Source organism: Bacillus sp. LNXM65, assembly GCF_002998575.1.
In the GTDB taxonomy this organism is placed as follows: domain Bacteria; phylum Bacillota; class Bacilli; order Bacillales; family Bacillaceae; genus Bacillus.
On record NZ_PVRB01000007.1, the window covers coordinates 15,213 to 42,046 of the forward strand.

The 26,834-nt window shown below is 41.6% G+C and carries 34 protein-coding genes, 2 pseudogenes and 1 riboswitch; of the genes and pseudogenes, 11 read left to right on the forward strand and 25 right to left on the reverse strand.

The window, feature by feature from the left end:
• Positions 1-4: 4 nt before the first annotated feature.
• The 5 genes from spoVIF to C6Y03_RS14100 form a co-directional block, all read right to left on the reverse strand.
• Positions 5-262 (reverse strand): sporulation-specific transcription regulator SpoVIF, encoded by a 258-nt coding sequence (gene spoVIF / locus C6Y03_RS14085; protein ID WP_003212292.1) that lies wholly within the window; start codon positions 260-262, stop codon positions 5-7.
• Between the two features lie 138 nt (positions 263-400).
• Positions 401-538 carry a YjcZ family sporulation protein gene (locus C6Y03_RS14090; RefSeq protein WP_003212017.1) on the reverse strand — a complete coding sequence of 46 codons (138 nt, stop codon included), beginning with the start codon at positions 536-538 and terminating at the stop codon, positions 401-403.
• Positions 539-622: 84 nt separating this feature from the next.
• Positions 623-844, reverse strand: a complete 222-nt coding sequence (locus C6Y03_RS14095; protein WP_060596024.1) for a hypothetical protein — start codon at positions 842-844, stop codon at positions 623-625.
• 86 nt (positions 845-930) lie between these two features.
• Positions 931-1,059 carry a hypothetical protein gene (locus tag C6Y03_RS19510; protein ID WP_258182060.1) on the reverse strand — a complete coding sequence of 43 codons (129 nt, stop codon included), beginning with the start codon at positions 1,057-1,059 and terminating at the stop codon, positions 931-933.
• A 71-nt stretch (positions 1,060-1,130) separates the two neighbouring features.
• Complete coding sequence (locus tag C6Y03_RS14100; RefSeq protein WP_060596043.1) at positions 1,131-1,481, reverse strand: DUF1360 domain-containing protein; 351 nt, start codon at positions 1,479-1,481, stop codon at positions 1,131-1,133.
• Positions 1,482-1,658: 177 nt separating this feature from the next.
• Here C6Y03_RS14100 and C6Y03_RS14105 point away from each other — a divergent pair, with 177 nt between their 5' ends.
• The 5 genes from C6Y03_RS14105 to C6Y03_RS14125 all read left to right on the forward strand — a co-directional run bounded on the left by C6Y03_RS14105 (position 1,659) and on the right by C6Y03_RS14125 (position 4,298).
• Positions 1,659-2,045, forward strand: coding sequence for a spore coat protein (locus C6Y03_RS14105; protein ID WP_034663185.1), 387 nt, complete (start codon positions 1,659-1,661; stop codon positions 2,043-2,045).
• A gap of 43 nt (positions 2,046-2,088) precedes the next feature.
• Complete coding sequence (locus C6Y03_RS14110) at positions 2,089-2,424, forward strand: spore coat protein (RefSeq protein WP_106039516.1); 336 nt, start codon at positions 2,089-2,091, stop codon at positions 2,422-2,424.
• 88 nt (positions 2,425-2,512) lie between these two features.
• The gene (locus C6Y03_RS14115) at positions 2,513-3,010 is read left to right on the forward strand and encodes a spore coat protein (RefSeq protein ID WP_106039517.1); all 498 of its coding nucleotides are present in this window, start codon (positions 2,513-2,515) and stop codon (positions 3,008-3,010) included.
• Positions 3,011-3,156: 146 nt separating this feature from the next.
• A complete protein-coding gene (locus tag C6Y03_RS14120) occupies positions 3,157-3,648 on the forward strand; it encodes a CotY/CotZ family spore coat protein (protein ID WP_060596022.1) in 492 nt (163 codons plus the stop codon).
• 206 nt (positions 3,649-3,854) lie between these two features.
• A complete protein-coding gene (locus C6Y03_RS14125; RefSeq protein WP_034663193.1) occupies positions 3,855-4,298 on the forward strand; it encodes a CotY/CotZ family spore coat protein in 444 nt (147 codons plus the stop codon).
• A gap of 35 nt (positions 4,299-4,333) precedes the next feature.
• On the opposite strand, the gene C6Y03_RS14130 is transcribed toward C6Y03_RS14125, so the two are convergent.
• The 10 genes from C6Y03_RS14130 to C6Y03_RS14175 form a co-directional block, all read right to left on the reverse strand.
• Positions 4,334-5,092 (reverse strand): CotO family spore coat protein, encoded by a 759-nt coding sequence (locus C6Y03_RS14130; protein WP_106039518.1) that lies wholly within the window; start codon positions 5,090-5,092, stop codon positions 4,334-4,336.
• A 114-nt stretch (positions 5,093-5,206) separates the two neighbouring features.
• Positions 5,207-5,983 (reverse strand): enoyl-ACP reductase FabI, encoded by a 777-nt coding sequence (fabI, locus tag C6Y03_RS14135; protein ID WP_003211867.1) that lies wholly within the window; start codon positions 5,981-5,983, stop codon positions 5,207-5,209.
• Between the two features lie 150 nt (positions 5,984-6,133).
• Positions 6,134-6,940, reverse strand: a complete 807-nt coding sequence (gene thiD / locus C6Y03_RS14140; RefSeq protein ID WP_106039519.1) for a bifunctional hydroxymethylpyrimidine kinase/phosphomethylpyrimidine kinase — start codon at positions 6,938-6,940, stop codon at positions 6,134-6,136.
• Between the two features lie 16 nt (positions 6,941-6,956).
• Positions 6,957-7,970: a thiazole biosynthesis adenylyltransferase ThiF gene (locus C6Y03_RS14145; RefSeq protein ID WP_106039520.1), complete on the reverse strand. Its 1,014-nt coding sequence runs from the start codon at positions 7,968-7,970 to the stop codon at positions 6,957-6,959.
• Positions 7,967-8,734 (reverse strand): thiazole synthase, encoded by a 768-nt coding sequence (locus C6Y03_RS14150; protein ID WP_066031031.1) that lies wholly within the window; start codon positions 8,732-8,734, stop codon positions 7,967-7,969. Before C6Y03_RS14150 ends, C6Y03_RS14145 begins: the two co-directional genes overlap by 4 nt.
• A gap of 4 nt (positions 8,735-8,738) precedes the next feature.
• On the reverse strand, positions 8,739-8,942 hold the full coding sequence (gene thiS, locus C6Y03_RS14155) for a sulfur carrier protein ThiS (RefSeq protein WP_034663206.1): 204 nt from the start codon (positions 8,940-8,942) through the stop codon (positions 8,739-8,741).
• On the reverse strand, positions 8,939-10,051 hold the full coding sequence (gene thiO / locus C6Y03_RS14160; RefSeq protein ID WP_106039521.1) for a glycine oxidase ThiO: 1,113 nt from the start codon (positions 10,049-10,051) through the stop codon (positions 8,939-8,941). Before thiO ends, thiS begins: the two co-directional genes overlap by 4 nt.
• Positions 10,035-10,652: a thiazole tautomerase TenI gene (gene tenI / locus C6Y03_RS14165; RefSeq protein WP_060596016.1), complete on the reverse strand. Its 618-nt coding sequence runs from the start codon at positions 10,650-10,652 to the stop codon at positions 10,035-10,037. Before tenI ends, thiO begins: the two co-directional genes overlap by 17 nt.
• Positions 10,627-11,337 (reverse strand): thiaminase II, encoded by a 711-nt coding sequence (gene tenA, locus C6Y03_RS14170; protein WP_066031032.1) that lies wholly within the window; start codon positions 11,335-11,337, stop codon positions 10,627-10,629. Before tenA ends, tenI begins: the two co-directional genes overlap by 26 nt.
• A gap of 78 nt (positions 11,338-11,415) precedes the next feature.
• Positions 11,416-11,525, reverse strand: a riboswitch (TPP riboswitch).
• Positions 11,526-11,584: 59 nt separating this feature from the next.
• Positions 11,585-13,426 (reverse strand): monovalent cation:proton antiporter family protein, encoded by a 1,842-nt coding sequence (locus C6Y03_RS14175; protein WP_066031033.1) that lies wholly within the window; start codon positions 13,424-13,426, stop codon positions 11,585-11,587.
• 162 nt (positions 13,427-13,588) lie between these two features.
• On the opposite strand from C6Y03_RS14175, the gene prpE reads away from it, so the two are divergent.
• Positions 13,589-14,332, forward strand: a complete 744-nt coding sequence (gene prpE / locus C6Y03_RS14180) for a bis(5'-nucleosyl)-tetraphosphatase PrpE (RefSeq protein WP_034663218.1) — start codon at positions 13,589-13,591, stop codon at positions 14,330-14,332.
• A 42-nt stretch (positions 14,333-14,374) separates the two neighbouring features.
• On the opposite strand, the gene C6Y03_RS14185 is transcribed toward prpE, so the two are convergent.
• From C6Y03_RS14185 to C6Y03_RS14200, 4 genes are all read right to left on the reverse strand, one after another.
• Positions 14,375-15,241: an RluA family pseudouridine synthase gene (locus C6Y03_RS14185; RefSeq protein ID WP_106039522.1), complete on the reverse strand. Its 867-nt coding sequence runs from the start codon at positions 15,239-15,241 to the stop codon at positions 14,375-14,377.
• Positions 15,242-15,285: 44 nt separating this feature from the next.
• On the reverse strand, positions 15,286-16,086 hold the full coding sequence (locus tag C6Y03_RS14190) for an NAD kinase (RefSeq protein ID WP_060596013.1): 801 nt from the start codon (positions 16,084-16,086) through the stop codon (positions 15,286-15,288).
• 65 nt (positions 16,087-16,151) lie between these two features.
• Positions 16,152-16,781, reverse strand: coding sequence for a GTP diphosphokinase (gene yjbM, locus C6Y03_RS14195; RefSeq protein ID WP_003211990.1), 630 nt, complete (start codon positions 16,779-16,781; stop codon positions 16,152-16,154).
• A 33-nt stretch (positions 16,782-16,814) separates the two neighbouring features.
• The gene (locus tag C6Y03_RS14200; RefSeq protein ID WP_034663228.1) at positions 16,815-17,180 is read right to left on the reverse strand and encodes a UPF0738 family protein; all 366 of its coding nucleotides are present in this window, start codon (positions 17,178-17,180) and stop codon (positions 16,815-16,817) included.
• Between the two features lie 236 nt (positions 17,181-17,416).
• On the opposite strand from C6Y03_RS14200, the gene C6Y03_RS14205 reads away from it, so the two are divergent.
• From C6Y03_RS14205 to C6Y03_RS19390, 5 genes are all read left to right on the forward strand, one after another.
• Positions 17,417-17,995 carry a CYTH domain-containing protein gene (locus tag C6Y03_RS14205; RefSeq protein ID WP_060596011.1) on the forward strand — a complete coding sequence of 193 codons (579 nt, stop codon included), beginning with the start codon at positions 17,417-17,419 and terminating at the stop codon, positions 17,993-17,995.
• 21 nt (positions 17,996-18,016) lie between these two features.
• Positions 18,017-18,784 (forward strand): lytic transglycosylase domain-containing protein, encoded by a 768-nt coding sequence (locus C6Y03_RS14210; protein ID WP_106039523.1) that lies wholly within the window; start codon positions 18,017-18,019, stop codon positions 18,782-18,784.
• A 276-nt stretch (positions 18,785-19,060) separates the two neighbouring features.
• Positions 19,061-19,459 (forward strand): globin domain-containing protein, encoded by a 399-nt coding sequence (locus C6Y03_RS14215; protein WP_008355333.1) that lies wholly within the window; start codon positions 19,061-19,063, stop codon positions 19,457-19,459.
• On the forward strand, positions 19,456-20,367 hold the full coding sequence (locus tag C6Y03_RS14220; RefSeq protein ID WP_034663234.1) for a ClpXP adapter SpxH family protein: 912 nt from the start codon (positions 19,456-19,458) through the stop codon (positions 20,365-20,367). Before C6Y03_RS14215 ends, C6Y03_RS14220 begins: the two co-directional genes overlap by 4 nt.
• 296 nt (positions 20,368-20,663) lie before the next feature.
• Entirely contained in the window at positions 20,664-20,837 is a 174-nt protein-coding gene (locus C6Y03_RS19390) for a hypothetical protein (RefSeq protein ID WP_034663238.1), read from the forward strand.
• A gap of 103 nt (positions 20,838-20,940) precedes the next feature.
• On the opposite strand, the gene pepF is transcribed toward C6Y03_RS19390, so the two are convergent.
• The 6 genes and pseudogenes from pepF to C6Y03_RS19655 form a co-directional block, all read right to left on the reverse strand.
• The gene (gene pepF, locus C6Y03_RS14225) at positions 20,941-22,767 is read right to left on the reverse strand and encodes an oligoendopeptidase F (protein ID WP_282067363.1); all 1,827 of its coding nucleotides are present in this window, start codon (positions 22,765-22,767) and stop codon (positions 20,941-20,943) included.
• 214 nt (positions 22,768-22,981) lie between these two features.
• Positions 22,982-23,533 carry a hypothetical protein gene (locus C6Y03_RS19700; RefSeq protein WP_486187518.1) on the reverse strand — a complete coding sequence of 184 codons (552 nt, stop codon included), beginning with the start codon at positions 23,531-23,533 and terminating at the stop codon, positions 22,982-22,984.
• A pseudogene (locus C6Y03_RS19705) lies at positions 23,525-24,142 on the reverse strand (competence protein CoiA); the annotation flags it as partial. The pseudogene C6Y03_RS19705 and the gene C6Y03_RS19700, both read right to left, overlap by 9 nt.
• A gap of 161 nt (positions 24,143-24,303) precedes the next feature.
• Positions 24,304-25,824 carry a cardiolipin synthase gene (gene cls, locus C6Y03_RS14235; protein ID WP_106039524.1) on the reverse strand — a complete coding sequence of 507 codons (1,521 nt, stop codon included), beginning with the start codon at positions 25,822-25,824 and terminating at the stop codon, positions 24,304-24,306.
• Positions 25,825-25,909: 85 nt separating this feature from the next.
• Entirely contained in the window at positions 25,910-26,575 is a 666-nt protein-coding gene (gene mecA / locus C6Y03_RS14240) for an adaptor protein MecA (RefSeq protein ID WP_012009573.1), read from the reverse strand.
• A pseudogene (locus tag C6Y03_RS19655) lies at positions 26,542-26,662 on the reverse strand (hypothetical protein); the annotation flags it as partial. The pseudogene C6Y03_RS19655 and the gene mecA, both read right to left, overlap by 34 nt.
• Positions 26,663-26,834: the final 172 nt, after the last annotated feature.

Genomic DNA, 26,834 nt, shown 5'->3' on the forward strand with positions numbered 1-26,834 from the left:
TTGTTTATTTTTTGTTGTTCATCATTTTAGCGATTGTATTGAAATCAAGCTTTTCTTTTCCACTTGTAATCGATTGAACGATTTTGTCTTCCATTTCTTTAGGTACACGCTTATTCGCAAGCTGCGCTACTTTTTTAATGACGCCTCGAACCGTTGCTTCATCTTTAAAGTTGGCATTTTGCAAAGAACCTGCAAGCTTAAAAACATCATTCATATTCACACCCGTTTTATTTTCAACGCTTTTAAAGAATTTATTATCCATTCATTTGCCTCCTCTTTGTGGAGTAATCACCTTACTATATGAAAATAGGCGAGATATGTGCCTATCCTAAAGCCTTGTTTGCCCAAAGAGAAAGGAAAGCAAAAGGCTCCCCCATTGCTTCCCTCACCTTCTTACTGTTTAGTTAAAGAAAGAAGCACCAACGATGATTAGAAGGATGAACAACACGACGACAAGAACAAATGTTGATCCATATCCGCCGCCATAACCTCCGCCGTAGCCGCCGCAAGAACCGCCACCGTAACCGTAACAACTCATATATAAGCACCTCCTCTTCTCCCTTACAAAATATGAAAAATACTACAAATGGTTTGGACGATCACATAAAAAAGTGCGGAATTTTTATTTCTGCTGTTTAAAGACGTAATCTGCCTCTCCATGACGCATCATGAATGCTTCTGTTTCTTTCGCAAAAGCATCCATCTTCTCGCCAAATACCTTTAAGTGCTGCTCAAGATCATTCGCTTTATCCGCTAGATCCATTTCACCCTTTTCGTGCGCTTGTTCTTTTCCATCATGAGGTTTAGTGAACAAGGAGCCGATTAATTGTTCGAATGCATCCATTCTGGTCACCCCTTCTCTCTTACATATGCATCACTCAGAAAAAGGGCAACAAAAAAACCGGATAAATCCGGCTTTTGTTTTTTGTTCTATTGAGGTTTCTTTTTCTTTCCACAGCCGCAATCTGCTTTTTTGATTTTCTTCGTATAAACAGATTGTTGATTTGACTGCGCTGGATAACCTTGAAGCATATGTGACGGTGTTTCAGTTGGTTTCATCGCAACCCTTCCTTTCCTATTCCATGATAGTATATGCATTTTTTGAAAGCGTGTCTGATCAGTATGCCTGTTTATTTCACCAGCTTTGAGACGATCGCTTCAATAATGCCTGCTGCCGCGGCAATTGCTAATAGTAAATTAAGCCACATGCTGATGACAGGAAATAGTATGTATATCAGAAGTAAAGCAGCAGTGCACCACATGCCAGTACACCAATAACAGCTTAACAGCTCTCCTATCCAAGACCGCAGCCCTTTACCTTTAATGATGATATATGTCTCCACTTCACCTTGTTCATTGACCTCTTCCTGTTCTTCATGAAATAAACGGCGGAAAGGAGCAGTAATGGTATCAAACACAATCAGCCTCGTCAGTCTAAAGGATGCGAGGGCAAACACGACAAATGACAAAGCACCACTCAGGAGCCTCCACCTCCTTTTTTCTTCTTTTTTGCGTCCTTTCTTTATATATGCAAAAAGAAAGACCGCCATGATGAATCGAGCGGAAATAAAATTGGGTTGTACTTTTTCACGCTTTCCGATTCCACCTTGAGCCTCTGCTGCATTAAATAATGTATAGATAAGAAAGGAGTGAAAGTATTGTCTATTGAAGAAAGTGCTGATTTATTATACACACAACTGTTAAACGAATTAATCAGCAATTATGATGATTTCATTGAGATCAAAGATTCCGAAAATGTCACAATTCATAAAACAGATGTAACAGCTGCACTCTCCCTTCAAGCGACCGTAACGACAATCATTACTCTTTTAATTCAACTTCTTGTACCAGACGATGAATTGGCTGCAGACATCACAGATCAGCTTTTATCCACACAACAAGTGACAGTCCAAAAGAAAACTGTGATTCAAATCATCAACTGCTATAACATTACGATTACATTATCAGATGCATCCATTATGAACTCCGTCCAAATTCTCACTCAAACATTGAATGTACTCTTAGTTGAAGCCGGCATTCTTTGACCCTTTCTTTTCTAACATGACGTATGAAAGAGGTGAAATCATCGTGGCTGAAGAGAACGAAAAAAAGGAGTTTCAAATCAATACTGATGTTGATCCATTAACGAGTCTTCTTGTAAGTGATGTGTTAAACAAAAACAATATCACAGATGATCAGAAAGCAAATATCTCAGATGATCAAAGAAGAATGATTTTGAAATTAGTCGAGGACTTACAAAAGAAAGCAAATGATTTCGTAGAACAGCAGCAGGAGAAAAAAAGGCAGGCTGAGGCAGCAAAACATGCGGAAGAAGTACAGTCTGAACCAAAAGTACGTCCAAAACGAAATTCACTTCGAGATCGTATTCAGCAGCGCCGTGATGCGCAGCGTAATAACGATTAAATAAAAATGGGTTGCCTGCTAGGGTAAATGCCCGAGACAAAACCACGCATTCCAGCATTTAATAAAGTAAACGGAAGGAGGAATAGAAATGGATTCTAAACCATATTCTTGGGTCGCTCTAGATCGTAACTGTACACACCACGGACACCACGGACACCACGACGATTACAACTATGAAAGAAAAGCAGTTTGTGATGGCCACTATTATGATGATGAAGATGTCTTACAAGAATTTGATCAATTAAGCTTCACAAAGCAGACATCTGAGGAAGTCATTATCGTCAGAGACTCTTGTGACATTAACGTCTCTTCTGTTGATGCACAGGTTGCAGCTTCTATCCAAGTAGCTGTTCAAACAGCGATTATCACCATTACAAATATCTCAATCGCTGACGGTGATTTAGCTGACCGCGTCACACAAGATCTCTTACAAGCCGCTACTCACAAACAAACAAACCGCCAGAAACTTGTCATCGAAAATTCAAGAAACGTTACAGTATCGACAATCGATGCGGATATCTCGATCGCGATTCAAACACTTACTCAAACACTTGTTGCGACAATCGTTGCAATTGGTATCCTCTAATGTCCAAAAGCAGAGCGAAAAGCTCTGCTTTTCCTTTTATAAAAATACAACAAATATAAATAGTCATTTACCCACACCAACTAGAGGGCGCATACATATGTTGTTAAGGACTAAAGTCAAATACCTTGTTAAAGGAGCTGAAATCCATGAGCTGCGGAAAACACCATGGCCGACATGATGAAAACTGTGTATGCGATGCGGTTGAAAAGATTTTAGCAGAGCAGGAAGCTGTAGAAGATAAATGTCCTACGAGCTGCTACAGTAATTTATTAAGCCCGACAGTTTCTGGAAAAGATACAATTCCGTTTTTAATTTTTGATAAAAAGGGCGGATTGTTTTCTACTTTCGGAAACATTGGAGGATTTGTTGACGATTGCCAATGCTTCGAATCCATTTTCTTCCGGGTTGAAAAATTACACGACTGCTGTGCTACGTTATCTGTATTAAGACCTGTTGATGTACACGGACATACGCTAAGCGTGTGTCACCCTTGTGACCCTGACTTCTTTGGTCTAGAAAAAACGGACTTTTGTATTGAGGTTGATCTAAACTGCTTCTGCGCGATCCAATGTTTAAACCCAGAGCTTGTCGACAGAGTCATGCCATCGAAAGATAAAAAGCATCATCACCACGGCTAAACCAATCGTCCGTTGACCTAACTTGTCATGAGTCAAAGCATCCCCTTCCTTACGAATGACAGCCAATCATGCGGAGCAGTCAGCATAAGAGCTGCCGCTTCCGCATTGATTGAAAGTAGATGTATCAACTGGCAAAACAAAAAAGCTTGTAGATGATGACAGTGCTCAAACACTCAAACAAATTTCCTAGTATAGGAGGGTTGAATATGAGCCGCAAACATTCATGGAGCTGTGTAGCAGAGGCTGTTGAAAATATTAACGACTTACAAAGTGCCGTCGAAGAAGATTGCCCGACCAGCTGTTACAGCAATCTCCTTTCTACATCCCATTCATTAGGTGACACTGTCCCGTTTGTTCTCTTTACATCCAAATCAAAACCATTCGTCGCATTCGGAAACGTCGGAGAAGTAGATGCAGGTCCTTGCTTCAGCACTGCATTTTTCAGAGTCGAACACATCTGTGATCACTGCGCAACACTCAGCTTGCTTATTGCATTTGACAAAGACCGTCATATTTTAGATTTTACAGATAAAGATTCCTTATGTGATGTGTTCCGATTAGAAAAATCGAAGTATTGCATTGAAGTAGATCTTGACTGCTTCTGCGCAATCGAGTGCTTAAATCCACGACTCATCAACCGTAACTGCTAACAAAAAAAGTCCCTCTATGGGACTTTTTTTATTCGTTAAAAGCCAAGCGGATGAATCGAGGAAATTTCATCTATTGCTAATTCAACTGGATTTCCCCCGCCCGCTGTTCGAATGACCACTAGATCTTCTTTTCGATCCATGATAATTCCTCTATATGTTTTACCATCAGCTTCAATCAGGCAAAGGGCTCTTGGCATATTATGAGGCAGGCTTGTGAGAAAATCGACTTTTTCGTCAATACTCATCTGACTTAAAGGCTTTTTCACTCGTTTTCTTCTAGGTTCTTCTTTTGTTTCATGAAATACACCTTCTGGCGGCTTTTCCTCTTCTCGCTGGGGTTTTCGTTCTTGTATAAGTTCTGGTTCTTGTGTGATGTCTTGTTCTTGTGTAAGCTCTGCTTCTTGTGTGATGTCTTGTTCTTGTGTAAGCTCTGCTTCTTGCGTGATGTCTTGTTCTTGTGTAAATTCTGCTTCTTGTGTGATGTCTTGTTCTTGTGCAAGTTCTGCTTCTTGTGTGATGTCTTGTTCTTGTGCAAGTTCTGCTTCTTGTGTGATGTCTTGTTCTTGCTGAAGTTCAGGCGACCCGACTTCTTTTTTCTTCTCTATTTCTTGAGCCACGGGTTCCTCGTGCGTACTTTCTTCGATCACGTCTTTTGCACTCTGATGACTTTCTTGCGGTTTTTCTGATTTCTTTCGCTTTCTCACGATATTTTGCATGGCCGGCATTGATTCATCATAGCTCGGCTGAACAATATACATAAGCGGCTTCTGGTTCTCATCACCTTTATTTGACATACTAATCCCTCCCGAATGATTCATTCCTTATATATATGAGCGGATGTCTCAAATCAGAAGAAAAATAAAAAAACAGCATACCCATCTTTGGTATGCTGCAATTCAATGATTCGTTTAGCGGGCAATGATATGGAAGCCAGAATCAACATGCAGATTCTCACCTGTCATGCCGCGTGATAGATCACTGAATAAGAATAGAGCTGTATCGCCAACTTCTTCAGGAGTCGTTGTACGGCGAAGCGGTGCACGCTCTTCAATATCCTTCAGGATTGTATTAAAGCCGCTGATGCCTTTTGCAGACAGCGTACGAATTGGACCAGCAGAAATACTGTTCACACGGATACCTTCTGCGCCTAAATCAGCTGCTAAATATTTCACACTTGCTTCAAGTGCTGCTTTCGCTACACCCATTACGTTGTAGTTAGATACCACACGCTCTCCGCCTAAGTATGTAAGCGTGACGATGCTTCCACCTTCTGTCATCAATGGACGTGCTGCTTTTGCTACAGCTGTTAATGAGTATGCACTAATGTTGTGCGCCAAAAGGAAACCTTCACGGTTCGTGTTTAAGTATTCACCGACAAGTTCTTCCTTGTTTGCAAATGCAATCGCATGCGCAACGCCATGAATGACTTGTACTTTTTCTTTAATTGTAGCGAAACATTTTTCGATTTCTTCGTCACTTGTCACGTCACATGGAAGAATGATTGAATCATCACGCTCAAGTGTGCTTGCAAGTTCTTTTACAGATTCAGCAAGACGATCTCCAACATAAGTAAAAATCAAACGAGCTCCAGCTTCGTGAAGTGAGCGGGCAATTCCCCAAGCGATGCTTCGTTTATTGGCAACACCCATCACCACGATATTACGGCCTTCTAAAGAAAAGTTCATATGTAATAAAGCCTCCTATTTTTTCAAGACATAGTATTAGTACCTGATCATAATATTATCACAGATCATGAGTGAATGACAATTTCCGCTGAAAGAAAGTTTCTTTTTCATCAAAAAACCGTCCTCGCAAGTGAAGACGGTTCGATTCTCTTATCGTTTGAGCCTGTTTTGCTGATAAGCAAAATGGTTGGTAGGTCCATGTCCAGCTCCAATATTCAAAGGGAATTTGATGGCTTCATGGACAAAGGTTTCTGCTGTTTCAAAGGCCTCTCTCATGGAGTACCCTTTCGCAATTTCAGCTGTTAATGCCGCTGCAAACGTGCAGCCTGTGCCATGTGTATGCGGGGTATCAATATGTTCGTTTGTGACTTCTATAAAGCCTTTTCCATCATACAACAGGTCTGTTATCATACCGCCAGAGGGGCCGTGTCCCCCTTTGATCACGACATGTTTCGTACCAAGCTCATATAGACGTTCCGCTGCTAGATAGCGATCCTCTTTTGTCTGAATGCGCATGTCTGTCAGCACTTCTGCCTCAGGAAGATTCGGCGTTACGGCATAGCTGACAGGCAGCAAGTGTGTTTTCAACGCAGAGACCGCATCTTCATTTAATAAAGAAGCCCCTCCCTTTGCGATCATAACTGGATCGACAATCAGCTTCATCTCATATTGAACCGTTTTTTCAGCAACCGTATTGATCATGTCTGCACTCCACAGCATCCCTGTTTTGACGGCATCTGGCAGCAAGTCTTCTGCGACTGCATCTATTTGACTTTTTAACGCCTCGATTGAAAGAGGGTATATACCGTGAACGCCAAGTGTGTTTTGTGCTGTAATCGCTGTGATCGCAGACATTCCGTACACACCGAGCTCCTGAAAGGTTTTCAAATCAGCTTGAATGCCTGCTCCACCGCCCGAATCAGAACCCGCGATTGTGAATGCTTTTTTGATCGTCATTTCACCACACCTCTCATTAGCCAATCCATTGATGATAAATGGTTCTTGCTTTGGCCATATCATTTGTACCATGTACAAGTGCTCTGCCATCTTTAAATAAAACAAGCTTATATTCATCCTTTTGACAAGAAAGTAAATACGGATTTTCAAGCACATCCATTCCTGCTTTCTTTAAGCGAATAGCCACTTCGTGTAATGGCGGCGGGATTTCAGCAGCACTGCGGATTTGTACCGTATTGCGGCCGCATAGTACATCTGCCTTCGCCCTGCGGTCATATGAGAGAAATGGATAAGTCTTCAGTCCACAGCTTGGACATTGCTTTTTCTTTAAAGACACGGCCGACCGAATGTCGGACCGTTCGTTTTTCCATAAATCGAACGATTTTAATATTGGCGTCACTTGATGTCCTGTTAAATATTTTAGTGCATCTGCCACTTGATATGCCGCCACCTGCTGCACCACTGGACTAATGATACCGGCTGTATCACAGGTCATGCCTTGTGCGGGTAAATGTTCAAGCAGGCAGTGTAAACATGGCGTCTCACTAGGAATCACAGTAAATTGAATACCATAGCTGGCTACACAGGCTCCGTAAAGGAACGGAATTTGATGTTTGACAGCAGCATCATTTGCAATCATCCTCACCTCAAAATTATCCGCTGCATCCACGATAATCGAAGCCCCGCTGACAAGTTCATCAATATGTTGAGCGGTCACATCGATGACAATTCCTTTGACATGTATGTCACTGTTCACCTGCTTGAGTCTTTTTTCAGCCGCCACAGCCTTTGGCAGCCGATCATGCACATCTTGCTCCGTGTAAAGCTGCTGTCGCTGAAGGTTGCTCCATTCAATATAATCTCGATCCAAAATGGTGACAGATCCAACGCCAGCACGAACGAGCATTTCAGCACTAGCTGTTCCAAGTGCCCCTGCACCAATAATGACAGCCTTTGAGTCTTTTAACCGCTTTTGCCCCTCTGTGCCGATTGGCTGAAAGAGCTCTTGGCGCGAATAACGTGTGCTCAAAATGCCGGCATTCCTTCCTGCGGACTGCTTGCTGTCCCATAGTTTTTCAAAGGAATCCGTCCTGCCTCGAAGCCTAGTCTTCCTGATTCAATCGCCAGCTTCATGGCTTTTGCCATTTTCACAGGGTCCTTTGCACCAGACACAGCTGTGTTCAGTAATACAGCGTCAGCCCCTAGCTCCATCGCATAAGCTGCATCCTTTGGAGAGCCTACACCAGCATCAATAATCACCGGCACCTTCGCCTGCTCAATAATAAATGAGAGATTCAGAGGGTTTAGTAAGCCTTGCCCTGAACCAATCGGAGAAGCACCCGGCATGATGGCATGGACACCGAGCTCTTCTAATTTTCTCGCCAGCACCACATCATCAGATGTATATGGCAGCACGATAAACCCTTCTTCCAATAGCCTTTCAGATGCTTTTAACGTTTCGACTGGATCTGGCAGAAGAGACCTTGAGCAGCCAATGACTTCTACCTTGATCATGTCACACAGTCCAGAAGCCTTCGCTAAACGAGCAATACGAACTGCCTCTTCCGCAGTACTTGCACCAGCTGTATTCGGAAGCAGCGTATATTTTGATAAATCAAGCTGCTCCAAAAAATTAGGCTGAGATGCTTCGAATATGTTCATTCTTCTCACAGCAAAGGTTAAAATTTCTGCTTCTGATACGTTCACGGCTTCTTTTTGAACTTCAAATGATGGATACTTCCCTGTACCAAGTAATAATCTTGATGTGAATGTTTTTCCGCCAATGTGCAGCATGTTGTCATCCTCCTCCTACAAAGTGAACGATTTCAATCGTGTCATTAGATTGAATTTTTACTTGTTGAAACGCTTCTTTGTCAATAATTTCTTGGTTCTTTTCCACGATCACTACTCTATTTTCAAGCTGATACGCTGATAGCAGATCATAGATCGTTCCATTCTCTTGATCGAAATCAACGATTCTGCCATTCAATTGAATTTTCATACAAACAGTGCCTCCTTTCGGCCAATACGAAACGCGTGAAGCCATTCCTTTTTGACCGGTTCACCCAATATCAGGTCGCGAATGATCTCTCCAGTAATCGGGGCAAGTAAAATGCCATTTCTGTAATGCCCTGCAGCAAAAAGGATACGCTGATCTTCTGGATGTCTACCAATGTAGGGATGCCGGTCGCTTGTCGCCGGACGAAGGCCAGCCCAGCACTGATCAATCGGCATCTCCTTGATCGAAGGCATAAGCTGAGACGCCTTTTGAATCACAGCTTCGATGCCGCCAAGCGTTGGAACAGTTTGCCACTCGTTTGGCTTCATCGTTGCGCCAACGATCAGTTTGCCGCTATCTCGTTGAACGATGTAACAATGATCATGGTAAATGGTGTGCGCGAGTGCTGGACCATTATTCCATACAGACACACACTCCCCCTTTACTGGATAAAGAGAATGAGTTAATCCAAGCTCTTCAAAAAAACGGCCAGACCATACACCACTCGCTACAGTCAGATCATCACATGTGAATGTTCCCTTCGTTGTTCTAATCGCTAACGCTTCTTTCTCCCGCTTCACTTCGATCACGGGTGTACATTCTTTCACATCTGCCCCGAACCTTACCGCCGCCTGCCAAAATGCCCGGCATACCGCATAAGGTTCGACATGAACATCCTCTTTAATCAAACCTGCTCCTAAGATGTTATCTGCCATTTGAGGCATGCATTTTTTTACGCTGCTTGCGTCCAGCCAATCAAATGTAGACAAATACTGCATCCGGCAAAGTGCTTGTTTCTCTTCTTCTGTAAAGGCTACCTTCATGATACCACCCGCTGATGTCCGAATATCAATGCCAGATTCATGCTGTAGATCGACTTTTAACTTCTCGTACAATGCCTGGCTTGCTCTGCCTGCTTGGAAAAAAATATTCTCATGCCCCTCTCCTTCAGCATGTGCACCGAGCATCCCAGCAGCCGCACTTGTCGTTTGCTTCCCTACCTCATTCGCCTCAAGTAAGACGACCTGCTTTCCTGCTTTTGCAAGGTGATAGGCAATGGACATTCCTATGATTCCACCACCAATGATTGCAACGTCATAATGCTTCTTCATAAGGATGCCCCTTTACCTGTTTAGAAAATGCTTGTGCCATCATGCGCGGCTGATGATGAGTAAAAATCCCAGACATGACAGCAATCCCTTTCACATTCGCGTGTTTCAATTCTGGAATGCGGTCAGGTGTCAATCCACCGATCGCCACCACTGGAATAGACAGTGAAGATGTCAGTTCTTTCACAAGCTGTACGCCTCTTGCCTGAAGTCCTGGTTTACAAGTGGTGTCATATACGTGCCCAAACATGACATACTCTGCTCCATTTTTCTCCGCTGCTTTCGCTTCTTCTATCGAATGAACAGAGACACCCGCATGAAGGTGAGGGAATTTTTGCCGCAGCTCTTTTGGCGAAAAGCTATGGCCTGGGAGATGTACCCGGTGAATATTGGTGAGCAGTGCAACGTCTACTCTGTCGTTGATGATGAGCTTCTCTTTCGGTACACCTTCTAAAAAGAGTCTTTTCACGAGATCAACAAGCTCACTTGCTGTTTTAGACCGTTCCCGGATATGAATAAAATCCACTTCAGGTGCGATGGCTTTTATTTGTTTGATCAGTTCATCCACAGGAAGCGAATCATTTGTCACTGCGTGGAGTTCCATTTGCACCAACCCCATCTAAGCATGCTGTTTGCCATGTTTCTTTTTGATACGCCATTTCCCAGAAATGGTACTCGTAATAGCTTGAAATCACAAAATTTTCTTTCATATTGGCCCGTACTTGTTCTGACGCTTTTTCGGCTAGTTCATCAAAGCGGTTGACCTGTTCAAAGACGAGCTCCTTAAACCAATCCCCTCCATATGTCAAAATCCATTCCTGATAAATCGGATGGTCAGGTGTGGTTTGTTTCAGCTTTTCACCCACCTCATAATATAGCCAGTAGCACGGCAATAATGCGGCTAAAATCTCTTCAAATCGCCCGCTTTTCACAGATCGATACATATGAGAGGTATACGCATAAGCAGTCGGAGAAGGCTTAAAGTTCTCGATGGCTTCATCTGAAATCTGCAAAAGCTCTGTGAACTTTCTATGCAGCGACAGCTCTGCTTCATACGTACCCTGCGCATGATACGCCATTCTGCCCGTCGTATGTAAGTCCTCACTAATCGCTGCGCCATATGCTTGCACCTTTGCAAAATGAGTTAAATAATATGAATCCTGCATCACATAATACGTGAAACGATCGAGTGAAAGCGTGCCATCTCCAATCCCTTTGACAAATGGGTGTGTGAAGCTTCCATTCCACCATGTTGCTGCTGCTTCTTTACATTCAGTTGAAAACGTCATGTTTCTCTCCTCCTGTTTTTCCATATAAAAAAGCCACTTTCCGCGTGGAAAGTGGCTTGGAATTTGTAAAAAGCATAGTCAAAAACCGCACCACTTCCCTACGCAGGTATGAACCTGTTCAGGTAATGAGGGTCTAAAAGTCGACACTTTTATCTCAGCCCTTTTAAAGGACTCCCCTAGTGGATCAAATATATGATGTTGTACTTCTATCTTAATCAGGAATTGTTCATTGGTCAAGGGTTCATTCTTACTCTAATTGGGCTCTTAGTCCTGCCACATACTCACGAGAGCCTGACACAAGCACACGGTCGCCGCTTCTAAGCGTGGTATCTCCATGTGGTACTAAGCTGTCTACCCCTCTGAAAATACGGACAAAGACCAAATCACCGGTAAACGGAAATTCCCTCAGCATGACATTGTGATAACGATGATTGTTCATTTGAATTTGATACAAAGAAGTATCCTCATTTGTTAATAATCGAATCGCATCCGGTGCTTCAATCAAGGCTCTTAGCACCGTTTTAGATGATAGGAAATTAGAAAACGTATCAATGCCTGCTTCCTTCAATGTCAGCTCTGTCTCAGCTTTGTTGACACTAGCAATGACTTGTTTCGCTCCTTCTTCCTTTGCAAATAAAGCAATTTCCTTATTTTTCGTCTCACTGCCTGTTGCGACGACGAGGACATCCTCCTGGCCAACGCCTGCCTTTCGCAGCGTCTCATCGTCGTACTCTTCAATCGATTCGACTTCAAAGATGGAGTCAGCAAGCAGCGCTTCTTTATTTTCTTGAAAGACATGTAAAATCCGAATATCATATTCATCCTGATGTAAATCAAGTGTGACAGGTAAGGTCAGCTGATTTGCACCAATAAAGGTCACACGTTTTTTATGGCTCGCAGCTTGTTCTTTTTTAAACAGCGCTTTAAACCAAACAGGCGTTAAAATACTCGTGAGTACCGCGACTAGAATCAGCGCTCCAGACATTTTATGGTCAATGACTCCGAGCCGCTCCCCTATCGTCGCAGCTGCAATGACGAGTGATAACGTCGATGTTAATAAAAAGCCAGAACCGATCACTTTTTTCATGTCATACCATTTTTTCAAATAAAGAATCGGGATGAGCTTACTAACCAGTAATGCAATAAACAGCAGCGGGATCATGATCATAATGGTTGGGTCCTTGAACAGTGCCCATATATTTAAATCCACTCCGACCATCACAAAGAAGATGGGGATCAAAAATCCGTAGCCAAATGAATCCAGCTGCTGGACAAGCTCTTTATTCGGCGAAAGAAGGGACACAAGTACGCCCGCTAAAAACGCCCCAAGAATATTTTCAGCACCGAGTGATTCAGATAAGGCAACTAAGACTATAATGAGAGTAAAGATCGCCCTTGTCCCAATTTGCACGGTCCCTTTTGACATGGACTGAAAAATCGACTTTGTCTTAAATACGCGGCCAAATAAATAAAGCAGAATGCCCGCAGCAAATAATAAGAGCAGAAGCCACATATTCCCTGTACCATCGCCATAAATGGAGGAAAACACAGCAAGTAAAATCATCGTCACCAAATCAGCAATGACGGCGACAAGCAAGATGATTTGACCGATATTCGTCTGCATTAACTTTTCCTCTTTTAAGGTGGGAACCACTACCCCTAATGAGATGGTCGATATAATGAGCGTCATTAAAAAGGCATTTTGGATAAACCCTGCAAGGACAAACGCATAGGACAGGATAAAAGAAATACTAAATACGCCAACAAAAATAATCGTGGCTGCCTTAAACGTATTTGGTTCTTTTAGACCATTTGGCAGTTCTCGTGCTTTCTTCTTTGACTCAAAAGAAGAAAAATCTATTTCAAGTCCACTTAAAAACATCAGAAAAATAAAACCGAGCATGGATAACGTGTCTAACCATGCATCATGTTCAACTACCAGTTGAAGACCGCTTTTTCCAATGATGAGCCCCATGATGATTTCAGCAACAACGACCGGAATGGTCAGCTTAAATCGGTGCAATAAAAGTGGGGTGAAAAAGGCGACAATAATAACGACAACGAGTGATGAAACAGATGTATGCTCCATTGGCTAAAGCCTCCTAACATTGATGTTTAATCTTTTAAGTTTTACGTTAAAGCATTGATTCTAACAATTGCCTAAATGAAAAGAAAGCCATTCGTTATATGTTCTAAAATTCAAACTTCTTTAACCCCGATGAATGGATGAGAAAGATCAGGAGGAAATCTTATGAAATTTGATATCATTGGAGATATCCACGGCTGCTACGAAGAGCTGCTTACCCTCATACACAAACTAGGATACGAACTCAAACATGGATTACCCGTCCATCCTGATAAGAGAACGCTAGCCCTTGTCGGTGATTTAACAGATCGAGGCCCTCAGTCAGTAGATGTGATGCGATTTGTCATTCATGCCTACGCACACGGCGCGATCCGCTACGTACCTGGCAACCATTGCTTTAAGCTTTATCGCTATTTGAAAGGAAATCCCGTGAAATTACTTCATGGCATCGAAACCACAGTGAACGAAATAAAAAAGCTGCCCCTTCATGAACAAACCAAATTGTCACATGAATTTAAGCAGCTATTTGAGAAGGCTCCGCTTTACGATGTACTCATTCCTGATGAACTGATTATTGCTCACGCAGCGATGAAGGAAAAGGACATTGGAAGAAAACCGAACAAACAGATGCGATCCTATCTATTATTTGGCGCGGTCACAGGAGAAACATGGCCAGATGGACGACCTGTGCGGAAGGATTGGGCAAAGGAATATCGCGGAAAACCGTGGATTGTATACGGACATACACCAGTGAAAGAACCCCGCTTCGTTGGCAGAACCGTCAATATTGATACAGGCTGCGTATTTGGCCACCGGCTGTCTGCCCTCACATATCCTGAGCTTGAAACGGTCTCTGTTCCTTCCTCTATGCCTTATGACGATTCAAGGTTTCAGCATTTCACATCATAAAAAAACCCGGTCCTGCGCTTGCAGGTAGCCGGGTTTCTCTATTTAAAGCAGCAATGATTTCATGTCTTCAGGAAGCGGAGCCGAGAATGTCAATTCCTCCCCAGTCATCGGATGAGGAAAGACAAGAGTCTCACTATGCAGTGCCTGACGGTCCATCCGCTCACTCGTTCCGCTATATAGCGTATCTCCGATGAGCGGGTGACCAAGATACTTCATATGAACACGAATTTGATGTGTTCTCCCAGTTTCAAGTGATAGAGCCACATCTGACATGTTCAACTCAGCGTCCACCGCTCGCACTTTAAAATGCGTCACTGCTTCCTGTCCAGTATCATCGACCATTCGCTCGATGATACTATCTCCTTTTCGGGCAATTTTTGCACGAATGGTTCCATACTTTTCCGAGATCATGCCATGTGTAAACGCTCTGTATGTTCGTTTGACCGCTCCACTTTTTTGCGCTTTTGATAAAAGGCTGTGGGCAAAGCGATGCTTGGCCACGAGCATGACGCCCGATGTATCACGATCAAGGCGGTTCACCAAATGAACCGTCAGCCGAACAGACTGCTCTGCATAATGGTGCAGCAATCCATTCGCAATACTGTGCTCTGGGTGTTCCCGAGAAGGAATGGACGGGATATATGGCTTTTTATTCAGCACAAGGACATGCTCATCCTCAAATAAAATATCAAGCGGAATCGGAGCAGGCTTCAGCCCTTCACTCACTTTTTCCTCTGGGAATAAAACGGTGAGCCTGTCTCCGTTATGCAGCTTGTATCTCACAGTCACATGCTCTCCATTAATGAGGAGATCACCGCCATCAAATTTAATATCCGCCAGCATTCTTTTTGAAATGCCAAGATCTATTAAATAATTCTTTAAAAGCAGCCCTTCTTCTTTGGCTGTCATGGTTTTATTTAGCGTAAAGTATTCCAGCGAGAACGACCTCTTTCTTATTCTCCTTTTCCGATAAAGGAATCTTGCACCCTTTTCCAAAACGGAAATGGTCTAAATCGGGCAAAACGGACATTCTCGTCGGCTACCCGGCATTGAATGGATTTGACGTCCTTATGAAGCAGCGTCAAATGATCAATGGTTACTTGAAAATCAACATCATTCATCGGTTTAATGACACAAGTATGGTGGTCTGGCAAAATAAGCGGTGAACCGACCGTTCGAAACACTCTGTTGTTGATTGAAGCCATTTCTGCCAGCTGAATGGCTCTAATGGAAGGATGAATAATGGCGCCTCCAAGTGCTTTATTATAGGCTGTACTGCCAGACGGTGTAGACAGACAAAGACCGTCACCTCTGAATGTTTCAAACAGCTGACCCCTAATTTCAACATCTGCCACAAGCGTCCCTTCCATACTTTTAATGGTACATTCATTCATCGCTAAATATTTCTCTTCTCTGCCGCCGTCGTTGTATCTGACAATGACTTCTAAGATCGGATATTCCACAATGTGATAAGGCGTTTTCGCAATAGCTAAGACGAGTTTTTCAATTTCACTTGGCACCCAGTCAGCATAAAAACCAAGATGACCTGTATGAACACCGACAAAAGCTGTTTCATTCAGACGGTCGCTATAACGGTGAAACGCATAAAGAAGGGTGCCGTCTCCACCAACCGTAATGACAAGATCCGGTTCCTCTTCGTTGAGTTCCATCCCGAAATCCAATAAGTAGGTCTGAATTTTATTTTTGAGTGTGTCAGATACAGAATTCCCTTTCGAAGAAACTGCAAATTTCATGAATTCTTCTCCTTTTCCACCTTGCTGCTATGAGAGGGCAGCATCATATTTGATCAAGCTCAGGCTCAGCTATCGTTTTTCTTTTTCCGGGAAAATGCCACTTGTGCTTCTTGAATTTCCCCTCTAATTTCAGACATCTCATCATCAAGCAGAGATGCTGCCTCAGAAGCTCTTTGAAGGCGCAGCTTGACTTTCTCCGGGATATTCCCGCTATATTTATAATTCAGAGAATGCTCAATGGTCGCCCAAAAGTTCATCGCAAGTGTACGAATTTGGATTTCGACGAGGAGCTGCTTCTCTCCGTTGATCGTTTGCAGCGGATATAACACAACAAGGTGGTATGAACGGTATCCGCTTTCTTTATGTTCTGCAATATAGTCGCGTTTATCAACAACCACAAAGTCTTTTCGTGACTGGAGCATTTTTTTCACGACTTGTATGTCTTCTACAAACTGGCACATAATGCGAAGCCCAGCAATATCCTGCATCGTTTCGATTTCATGCATCGGGATGTTTTTACGCTTTGCCTTTTCTAATATGCTGGCAACAGGTTTCACTCGGCCTGTGACAAATTCTACTGGTGAATGGTCATCCTCAAATTCATACAGCTTTCGAATGCCCTTTAGTTTCACTTTTAATTCTTCGACTGCTTGTTTATACGGTGCGAGGAATTGATCCCATTGTTTTTTGTCCATGAAACTTCCCCCAATTCCATATACCTAATTATTTCAGAGGAATGTGCTCTTCACTTTCTCTTCCATATCTCCGTAATTGGCATTGTCTTTAATATTGTCGATTAAATAATGTAATTCTTGATGAAGCTGAATGAGTTCTAACGAATGTTCTCCCGCTGCCAAATAGACAGGGATGTCAAGATTCATTGCTTCTTTTAATGGAGCCCATGTATGTTCCCCTAAGATAAGATACGAAAAGGACTCCTCGTTTTCAAGTATGTAAACGAACGCAAAGTGATCAGAATCAACAAGCATTTGTCCTGATGCTTTTGCTTTTTGGATTTGCTCTTCTGACGTGGTCGTCAAAATTAGCCTGTCTTCTTTTAAAGTTGCTTCTGTGATTTCAATTCGGTTTTGCATCATGATCTCCTTTACAACAAAGTACAGCTTTATTTTATCATATCAAGTTCAATATTGATAAACCGAACTTTTTGAGAAAATCCTATTTTCTTCTTATAAATGATCCTTTCACATGATTCTCCATTTATTTTGGCACATGTGGAAAGAGAAATAAGAGATAAAAACAGTCTTTTACATGATGAACACACTTCATGTACAATAATCATATTTCCTCTAAATGAAAGGTTGATGTCAAAATGGCACAGGAAATTGAAATAGAGCTAAAGCAATTGTTAATGAAAAAAGAATTTGAACAGCTGAAACAACATTTTCAATTGAAGGATTCGGATTTTCACACACAAACCAACTATTACTTTGATACACCTCAATTTGATATAAAATCTCAATTCGCTGCACTAAGAATGAGAGAAAAAGACGGTCAGTGGGTTCTCACGTTAAAGGAACCACACGAAATAGGCTTGCTCGAAACCCACCAAACGATCGCTCCTCCTTCAAGCCTTGACGATTTTCAGCTGCCAGAAGGTGAAGTAGCTGACAGGTTAGACCATCTGAACATTCAAAAGGATCAAATTGTGTATTTTGGTTCACTTGAAACATCAAGAGCTGAAAAAAAGATCAAAGAAGGCTTAATTGTTTTGGATCACAGCCGATATTTAACAGTAGAGGACTATGAACTTGAATTTGAAGTGAGCGACCTGGAAATCGGACAAGCCGCATTCTCCGCATTGCTCCAAAAATTCCAAATCCCTGTACGAAACACGAAAAACAAAGTCGTACGTTTTTATGAAGAGAAAATGAAAACACAGAATAGATGAATTCCTTGAAGGAGGAACATGATGAACGTCAATCAACTTCAATCCTTTATGCAGCTTCAAGCGCTTAAAACGTTACAATCAGACCCTGGACAAACACAAATACCGGCCGGCCAAGAATCGAATGCACAAGCTTCATTTCAGTCGCTGCTGCAAGATTTTTTAGGCGGATCAGAATTATCACGCCTGCCGCTTTCTATTTCTGCGTTTATGGGAACGGACCCATCAACGGCTCCGAACACGCAATACGCGCGTACAAACCCATACTTGTCTGCTATCGCTGGCAGTGAGCAGCTTCAATCTCCATCTTCATATGCGAATGACGCTCAATTGAATACAGCGAACGGCATTGGGAATGTCTTAAACAACAGCTACACGCCGCCGCTTCAAAAGGCTGTTTCAAACGGTTCATCATCAAAAGAAATTAATCAAATCGTGTCACAAATGGCTCAAAAGCATGGCGTTCCAGAGAAGCTGATTCATGCGGTCATCAAGCAAGAATCCGGCTATCGTACGAATGCGGTCAGTCATGCAGGAGCACTTGGCCTCATGCAGCTTATGCCATCTACTGCTAAGTCACTTGGTGTGAATAATGCCTTTGATGCGGCCCAAAACATCGAAGGCGGCACGAAGTATATAAAACAAATGCTTCAGAAATATAATGGAAATATCTCACTTGCCTTAGCTGCTTATAATGCAGGCTCAGGAAATGTTGATAAATACGGTGGCATTCCACCATTTAAAGAAACACAAAATTATGTAAAGAAAATCACAGCACAATATTTCGCTTAAACCGAAGAGAATAACCTCTTCGGTTTTTTGTATGTCGCTTTTCACCCTTTTTTGACTGAATGTGTTATGATATGGTCAATTGATCACGGAACCCGCCTCTCCCCTTATTTCCAATAGACCAAAGCGGTTTGTTTGTGGAATTGAGTTGAGGTTGTTAAAATAAGTATACAAGAATAGAAACAATAAAATAGAACAAACTGAATATCACTTTTGAAATAAATGAATTCACAATAGGGCGCTTCATCCTATTAACTACGAGTAAAAGGAGTAGTCAACATGGTACAATCGTTTAACGCACCTTACGAAGCGGTTGGAGAGGAACTTCTATCGCAACTTGTTGATACTTTTTATGAAAATGTAAAGTGTCATCCTTTGCTTCATCCTATTTTCCCGGATGACTTAAAAGAAACAGCAAGAAAACAAAAACAGTTTTTAACTCAATATTTAGGCGGACCCCCGCTTTATACAGAGGAGCATGGTCACCCTATGCTACGGGCGAGACATCTCCCTTTTCCGATTACTGAGGAGCGGGCTGACGCATGGCTTGAATGCATGGAGGATGCGATGGATCAAGTAGGATTAACCGGCGATATTCGTGACTTTTTATTTGAGCGGCTTTCTCTAACGGCTCGTCATATGGTCAATCAAACACCTGAAAAGGATGGACGATCTTGAGCTGCAATACGCACGATCAATATTTCTCACACTGTCACGGACATCCTCAAAAGCCGATTGAAATCTATGTATTCATTGACCCTCTAAGTCCAGACTGCTGGTTATTAGAGCCATCCATTAAAAAATTGAAAATGAAGTACGGCCGTTTTTTCACTTTACGAACGGTGACAAGTTCTAGTATTAATGCATTGAATCGAAAACGAAAAAAGCATTTACTGACCGAAGCATGGGGGAAATTTGCTACCAAAACTCAGACCAAAAAAGAACAAATGCTGTCCGAACAAATTGTGACTTCACCCTACCTCGCCTCGCTTGCATTAAAAGCGGCTGAGCTTCAAGGCAGAAAATGCGGAATGAAGTTTCTGCGTCTCATTCAAGAATCACTTTTTTGCCATCAGCAAGATGTAACAAGTGAACATGTGCTGCTAGAAAATGCAAAAAGTGCTGGACTGGACATCGAGGAATTCCAGCGCGATATTCATTCTCAAAGTGCTGTTAAAGCACTACAATGTGATATGAAAATTGCAGCTGAAATGGACGTATCTGAGCTTCCGACCTTTGCCTTTTTTAATACAGTAAACGGGGATGAAGGATTAAAAATTTCAGGTGCGTACTCTTATGATGTATACGAGGAAATCCTTTTTGAAATGATTGGTGAAAAACCAACACCTTCAGAACGGCCTCCAATTGAATGGTTTATTGCTTACTTTCAATTTGCATCTGCAAAAGAGATTGCTGTCGTTTATGACCTGACACTTGAAGAAGTTGAACGAGAAATGAAAAAGCTGGCTTTCGCTAAAAAGGTAGAACGTGTACAAGTACATCAAGAAATGTTTTGGCGCTATAAAGTAGATGATCATCATTCAGATCTTGATCTCTACCGCTGTGAGAATGAACATGGGTGCTGACCCATGTTTTTTCTTTACCCTAAAAAGGAACACCCGTTCTATTTTTAGGCACGAAGAAACCGCGCCGGGATAAGCGCGGTTTCACTATGTCTTAACGACAACAAAGGGGATGGGAGAAATTTTTCACGGTCAAACAAAGGGGTAATGTTTGTATGTGATTAATTTCACATCTGTAGTATATCAAATTTTGTCGACTTATGACAACAGATATACTATATGTTCATATTTTTGTCACAAAACATAAGAGGGTTGTCACTTTCATATAGTGAAAATAACGAAAAAATGGAGGGATCTGCATGCGCAGCACAACCATTGGACTTGTTTCCATTGGCTTATGTTTCTTTTTAAATATATTAGGCTTAATGAAAATGCTTCCTCTTTATCTAACATCCCCACTCTTATTTGCTTCTATTCTTTTTACACTTTATCGAATGAACCACCGGAAGACCTTTAAGGGATTTAAAGGTTGATGATAAGGAACGACCTCTACATGCGAAGAGGTCTTTTTTTATGAGAAAAAAACTCCTGTCAAAAGATGAGTTTGCACTCACACGTCTGACAGAAGTCTTTTCATCACTCACCCGTTTTAGAGATGAGCTCTTCCATTTCTTTCAGCTTTTCTTCGAACAATTGACATGCTGCTTTGATTGGTTCTTTGGAAGCCATATCAACACCTGCTTTTTTCAACACATTAATTGGATAATCAGAGCTTCCTGCTTTAAGGAAGTCTGTGTAGCGCTCCACCGCAGGTTTTCCTTCTTCTAATATTTGCTTGCTTAATGCCTGTGCAGCACTATAGCCTGTTGCATATTGATAGACATAATAGTTGTAATAGAAGTGAGGAATTCTCGTCCATTCTAATCCGATTTCTTTATCCACAACCATGCCGTCTCCAAAATACTTCTTATTCAGGTCGTAATAAAGGTTCGTCATAAATTCCGGCGTTAAAGCCTCTCCTTCTTGCGCTTTCACATGAATAAGATGCTCAAACTCAGCAAACATCGTCTGTCTGAATACCGTTCCTCTGAATCCTTCTAACAAGTGATTTAACACATACAAACGCTGCTTTTTATCATCTAGATGATTCAGCAGGTATTCGCCAAGTAACGCTTCGTTTGTCGTAGAAGCCACTTCAGCTACAAAGATACTATAGTTTCCATACGGATATGGCTGATGCTTTCTTGTATAGTAGCTGTGGACAGAGTGCCCAAATTCATGAGCCAGTGTAAATAAATTATCAATATTATTTTGCCAGTTCATGAGGATATATGGATTTGTACCATAGCTTCCAGATGAATACGCACCGCTGCGTTTCCCTTTATTCTCATAAACGTCTACCCAGCGATTGCTCAGTCCCTCTTTTAACACGGACACATATTCTTCTCCTAATGGCGCTAACCCTTTTAGCATATAATCTTTTGCTTCATCGTAGGTTAGCTTCATACCAGCATCTTTTACAAGTGGTGTATACAAGTCATAATTGTGCACTTCATCAAGCTTTAATACCTTTTTACGCAATTCAATATAACGGTGTAATAACGGTAAATATTGATGAACTGTATCAATCAGATTGTCATATACTTCTTCTGGAATACTGTTCCGAGATAGTGCCGCTTCTCTTGCTGATTTATAATTTCGTACTTTTGCATAAAAATTATCCTTTTTAATCGAACCGCTCAGTGTCGAAGCAAGCGTGTTTTTATACTGATCATACGTTTTATACACAGCTTTAAAGGCATTCTTTCTCACTTCACGGTCATCACTGTTTAAAAATGTGATAAAGTTGCCGTGGGTAATCTTCTTTTCTTCCCCATTTTCATCCTTTACAGAAGGGAACGAAATATCAGCATTGTTAAACATACTAAAAGTAGTAGATGAAGTTGAGAGTGGTTCAGAGGCCTCAGCTAATAAAGCTTCTTGCTCCTCACTTAAAATATGTGGACGCTCTTTATTAATTTCTTCGAGAGCATGGGAATACAGTTTTAATTCTTCTTTTTCCAGAATAAACTGCTGCAATTTATCTTCTTGAATCGATAAAATCTCTGGAACAATATAAGCAGAAGTACTAGAGAGCTGTGTAAATAAATTCGATGCTTTATCATTCAGCGCTTGAAATGATGAGTTAGTTGTATCCTCATCGTATTTCATGTGCGCATATGTATAAAGCTTGCCAAGCTTTTCAGAAAGCTGATCCTGAAAGGTTAGGGCTTCATACAGTACATCAGCAGAATGGGCCAGCTTGCCTTTAAATTGGGCTAGCTTAGGAATTTCTTTTTTGACAGCTTCGAATTCCTTGTTCCATGCATCAACGCTTTCGAAAATATCTTCAAGACGCCATTTGTTTTCTTCTTTTACTTCGCTTCTGTCTGGTAAATGGTTATTTTTGCTTTGTGAAGTCATATGAATCCCCCTTGCATAAGTTGTGTTGAACCAACCTTTCGGAAAGTGAAAGAAATTGGTGTTGTATTTATCTTCTTTGTTTTGAACTATATTTGTCAAATCATATGCAGAAATAAATACCAAACAGACTAAAAAAATGAGAAAAAAGCGTTTCTTTCTATTCAATCGCAGCACCACCTTTTTCTTATCATGATCAAAGTGGGCATGAAACATGCTAATGAAATAAGAAAGCATCTCGTTTGAACGCTTCATCTACTGTTCGTATCGGCATTTGATTCGACGCTACTTCATAATTACCCTCTTTCGTCATGTGTAAAAACCCTTGTCTGACAAGCGCCTTAACATATGCAGTGATGACCTCTTGTATTTCTTCTATTGAAACATCACTGTATCGGAGCTTTACTTCTTTCATCTGGACACACCGCTTGATTTCTTTCATCAGCAGTTGAACCGTTATTGGACTGCTTCCTTTTTTCCTCATCATCCAATCATACAGACACCCCTGCCAGACATAAACAGGACTTGTAAAAATATACGTTTCTTTCAGCGGGATAAATAATTCAGTTGGCAGAAAAGGGAAAGCCATTTGATGATGCTCATAGAAAATGTCTCTCAACCGTTTGCTTTCATTTGATAAAATGCGGGGAGGCCGCTGCCTAAATTGCTGTATACATCTAAGCCATTGCTTGTAGACTGGACGCTTGCTTGAGGGCTGAGATAGGAGCGCCGAAAGTTCGCGGTATGCTGTTGGCGGTCTGACAGTCATGGCGGCACATATTTTCGTTGGTTGAAATACGAGAAGTTGAGCAAGATGGATGAATCTATTCTGGAGCGGACAGTAAAAAATCAGACTCCCTTTCTGTGATTCCCTTAACATTCCCCAATGAATGGAGGAGAAGGAAAAGAGCTGGGCAGATATTCGCTAAAAACGATTTGCCCCTATTACCCATATAGGGATGAGCCCCGCTTCACGGAGTCCTGCCGTTCTTTTACGCAGCTCTTGCCGGGAAATATTTGAACATTGATATTCAATTGCATAGCTTGTTCCTCCAATAGAGACGGCCACGTCAGGACGCTGATGAACTTTTGACACATACTTTTCAAGCACCGGTTTATGTCCCAGCTGCTGAAGCCAATTCATGATGGCTTCTTTCCCCGCCTGATGATAAGCCGTTTCGCCTGAGGCTAGTGGACATGCTGTCAGCTGTTTATGTGCAAAATGATACACACGTTGTTCACCAAGCTTTAATTGCACCTCCTCCCTGCAATCAGGACAATAAAATTTGCACGTCGTTCTTACATGCTCCAGCCGGTTTTTCGATAAATGATGTGTAATTCGAATAAGCTTTCCATTATCCATGATCGCTGTATTCATTCAGCTCGCCCCTTACTCTTTGATGACCGTATTATAGCTTGTTCGTCTATTAAGAAGCGAATAGGCAAAATGAACTTTTATCATGTCAAAACATGATTTTACTGATGTTTTCCTGAGGAAAATAAAAAAACCCCCTGATAAAAAGGGGGAAAATACAATCTTTATAGTAATGGTGATAATAATCTTGCTGTGGATTCAAACAGTCTTACCCTTAACGGTCTCTTTGCAAATTCTTCTGGGACAATTTCATGCGACTGCTCTAAATCACCTAAGAAGTCGTTCACGAGCTTCTCTGTGCTTTTCGTTTTATATAGGAAGGCATTCACTTCAAAATTCAAATGAAAGCTTCTCATATCCATGTTGGCCGTTCCTATCGAAGCCAGCTCGCTGTCCACAATGATAAATTTACTATGCATAAAGCCTTGATCATACTCATACACCTTTGCTCCTGCTTCTAAAAGCTCTGGGAAGTATGAACGGGACGCATGGAAGACGATCCGTTTATCTGGATTCTTCGGAGCAATAATCCGTACGTCTACTCCGCTTAATGCAGCAATTTTCAATGCAGACAAAATATCATCATCCGGCACAAAATACGGTGAAGCGATCCAAATAGACTTTTTGGCAGAGATAATCATGGAGAAAAAGAGATTTTTAATGACCTCCCACTGTTTATCAGGACCGCCAGCAATCATTTGTACGCCTTCTGTTGTGCTCTCAAGGTGGCTGAAATCTTTGAAGTAGTCCACACCTGCGCATCTCTCATTCGTCATATAGTACCAATCCTGCATGAAAATCTGCTGCAGGTCACGAACAGCTTCCCCCTTAATCATCAAATGCGTGTCACGCCAAAATCCATATTGTCTGCTTCTGCCCATATATTCGTCTCCAATGTTCAGCCCGCCAACAAATCCGGATTCTCCATCAATCACGACAATTTTTCGGTGATTTCGGAAATTGATTTTATTATTTAACAGGGGGAGCCTGACTGGTAAAAACGGAACGATCTGAACGCCAGCCTTTTCGAGGTCAGCAATATATTGACGAGAGAGCTTTAAGCTTCCTACATCGTCATATAAAAAGCGGACAATCACGCCATTTTTCGCTTTATCAATTAGAATATCCTTTAATTCTTGCCCAAGGTCATCGTGGCGGAGAATATAATATTCTAGATGAATGTGATGTGTCGCTTTTTTGATTTCTTCAAAAATATGAGAAAATGTTTCTTCTCCATTGGTCAGGACTTTAGAGGACGTGCGATACGTAATAGGGGTATGTCCAAGTCTGTGGGCCAGCTTAAATAAGAGCTGCTGATGATCACCCATATGCGTCATTTTCTCAATCGCTTCTCTATGAATATGTTCATCTTCCTGGATTAACTGTTCGTCCAGGATGGCTTTCTTTTCAAACAGCCGGCGCTTTTTGATATTGCGTCCAAAGAAAATGTAGAACAAAAAGCCGAATAACGGAAAGCTGCCAAGCAGGACAAGCCACGTAATCGTTTGAGATGGATTCCGGTTCTCCAAGAATATGACAAACCCGATGAAGATAATCGATAAAGTGAATAGAACACTGACAGAGCTTAATACACTTACCGCTAAATCACCGGCAATTATTTGAATGACTAAATAAGCACCTATCGTAATGATAAGAAAAAATAGAACTTTGACTAAATTTCTCATTTCATTTTCTCCTTGCCGATCTCTTTATTTACCTATTCATTCAGATAAAAAAGCCGATTCCTCTATAGAAATCGACTTTTGTTGGTTACGAGAAGTGCTGTTGAATCGTTTCAAGGGCGTTTCCTTCGATAATCAGCTGACCGTATTCTTTCAGTCTGTAAATGCTGACCACTGATTCATGAGCATATTCAAGCAAAATGCTGAGCTTATTCTCCACTTGCTCATCTGACAAATCCTCGTGGAAGTCAACATATAGATAATAACGGTTTTCAAACGAATATAAACTTGTGGTAAAATCCTGCATATTTAATTGAGAAAGTGCAATCAAATCTTCAAAGTCATCCATTTTCAACACAAATTGAAGTTGAAGTTTTTTGTCTTTCTCATTATGGTCTTCTTGATCCTGCTCTTCTTTTTGAAAATCATCGAGCAGTGCGTCTAGACTTTCTTCATCTGTTTGATCTTTTTTATCTTCTGGAATCGGCAATTCGAGCTTTTGTCCATCTTTAGAAAGTTGGGCTTTCGTCACGACAATTTCAAGACCTTTGTCAAGTGCCTGCACTTGAATCCAAAGCGGTCCCTCTACTGCAAATTCTTCTTCTTCGTGCACTTCGTCCATTACTTCCCAAAACAGCTCTTCACTGCGTTCACGATTATACCAAATCTCTTCACGGTCAAATCCGCGATCTTCAATATCACCGTAGGAAATATAAAATTTCACTGTATGTTCATTAATTCTTTCAATTTCCATTTTGCCAACCTTCCCTTCTATATAAGATGTTGAAGGGACATACAAGCTCCCAATTAATAGTACTTTACTACACTTTACCCGTTCCGTCTACATGTTAACCGTTTAAAGAATTGAGGTATTACTTCGTACTATCTATTTTATGATAAAACATGAATAAAAGAAATAAAAACGCATTTTTTGCAGAGAAAACTTGCAGAAACATATATTTGAATTGTCTTCATATATTGGTTGTACGAGCTCTATTAGACATGAGGTGAAA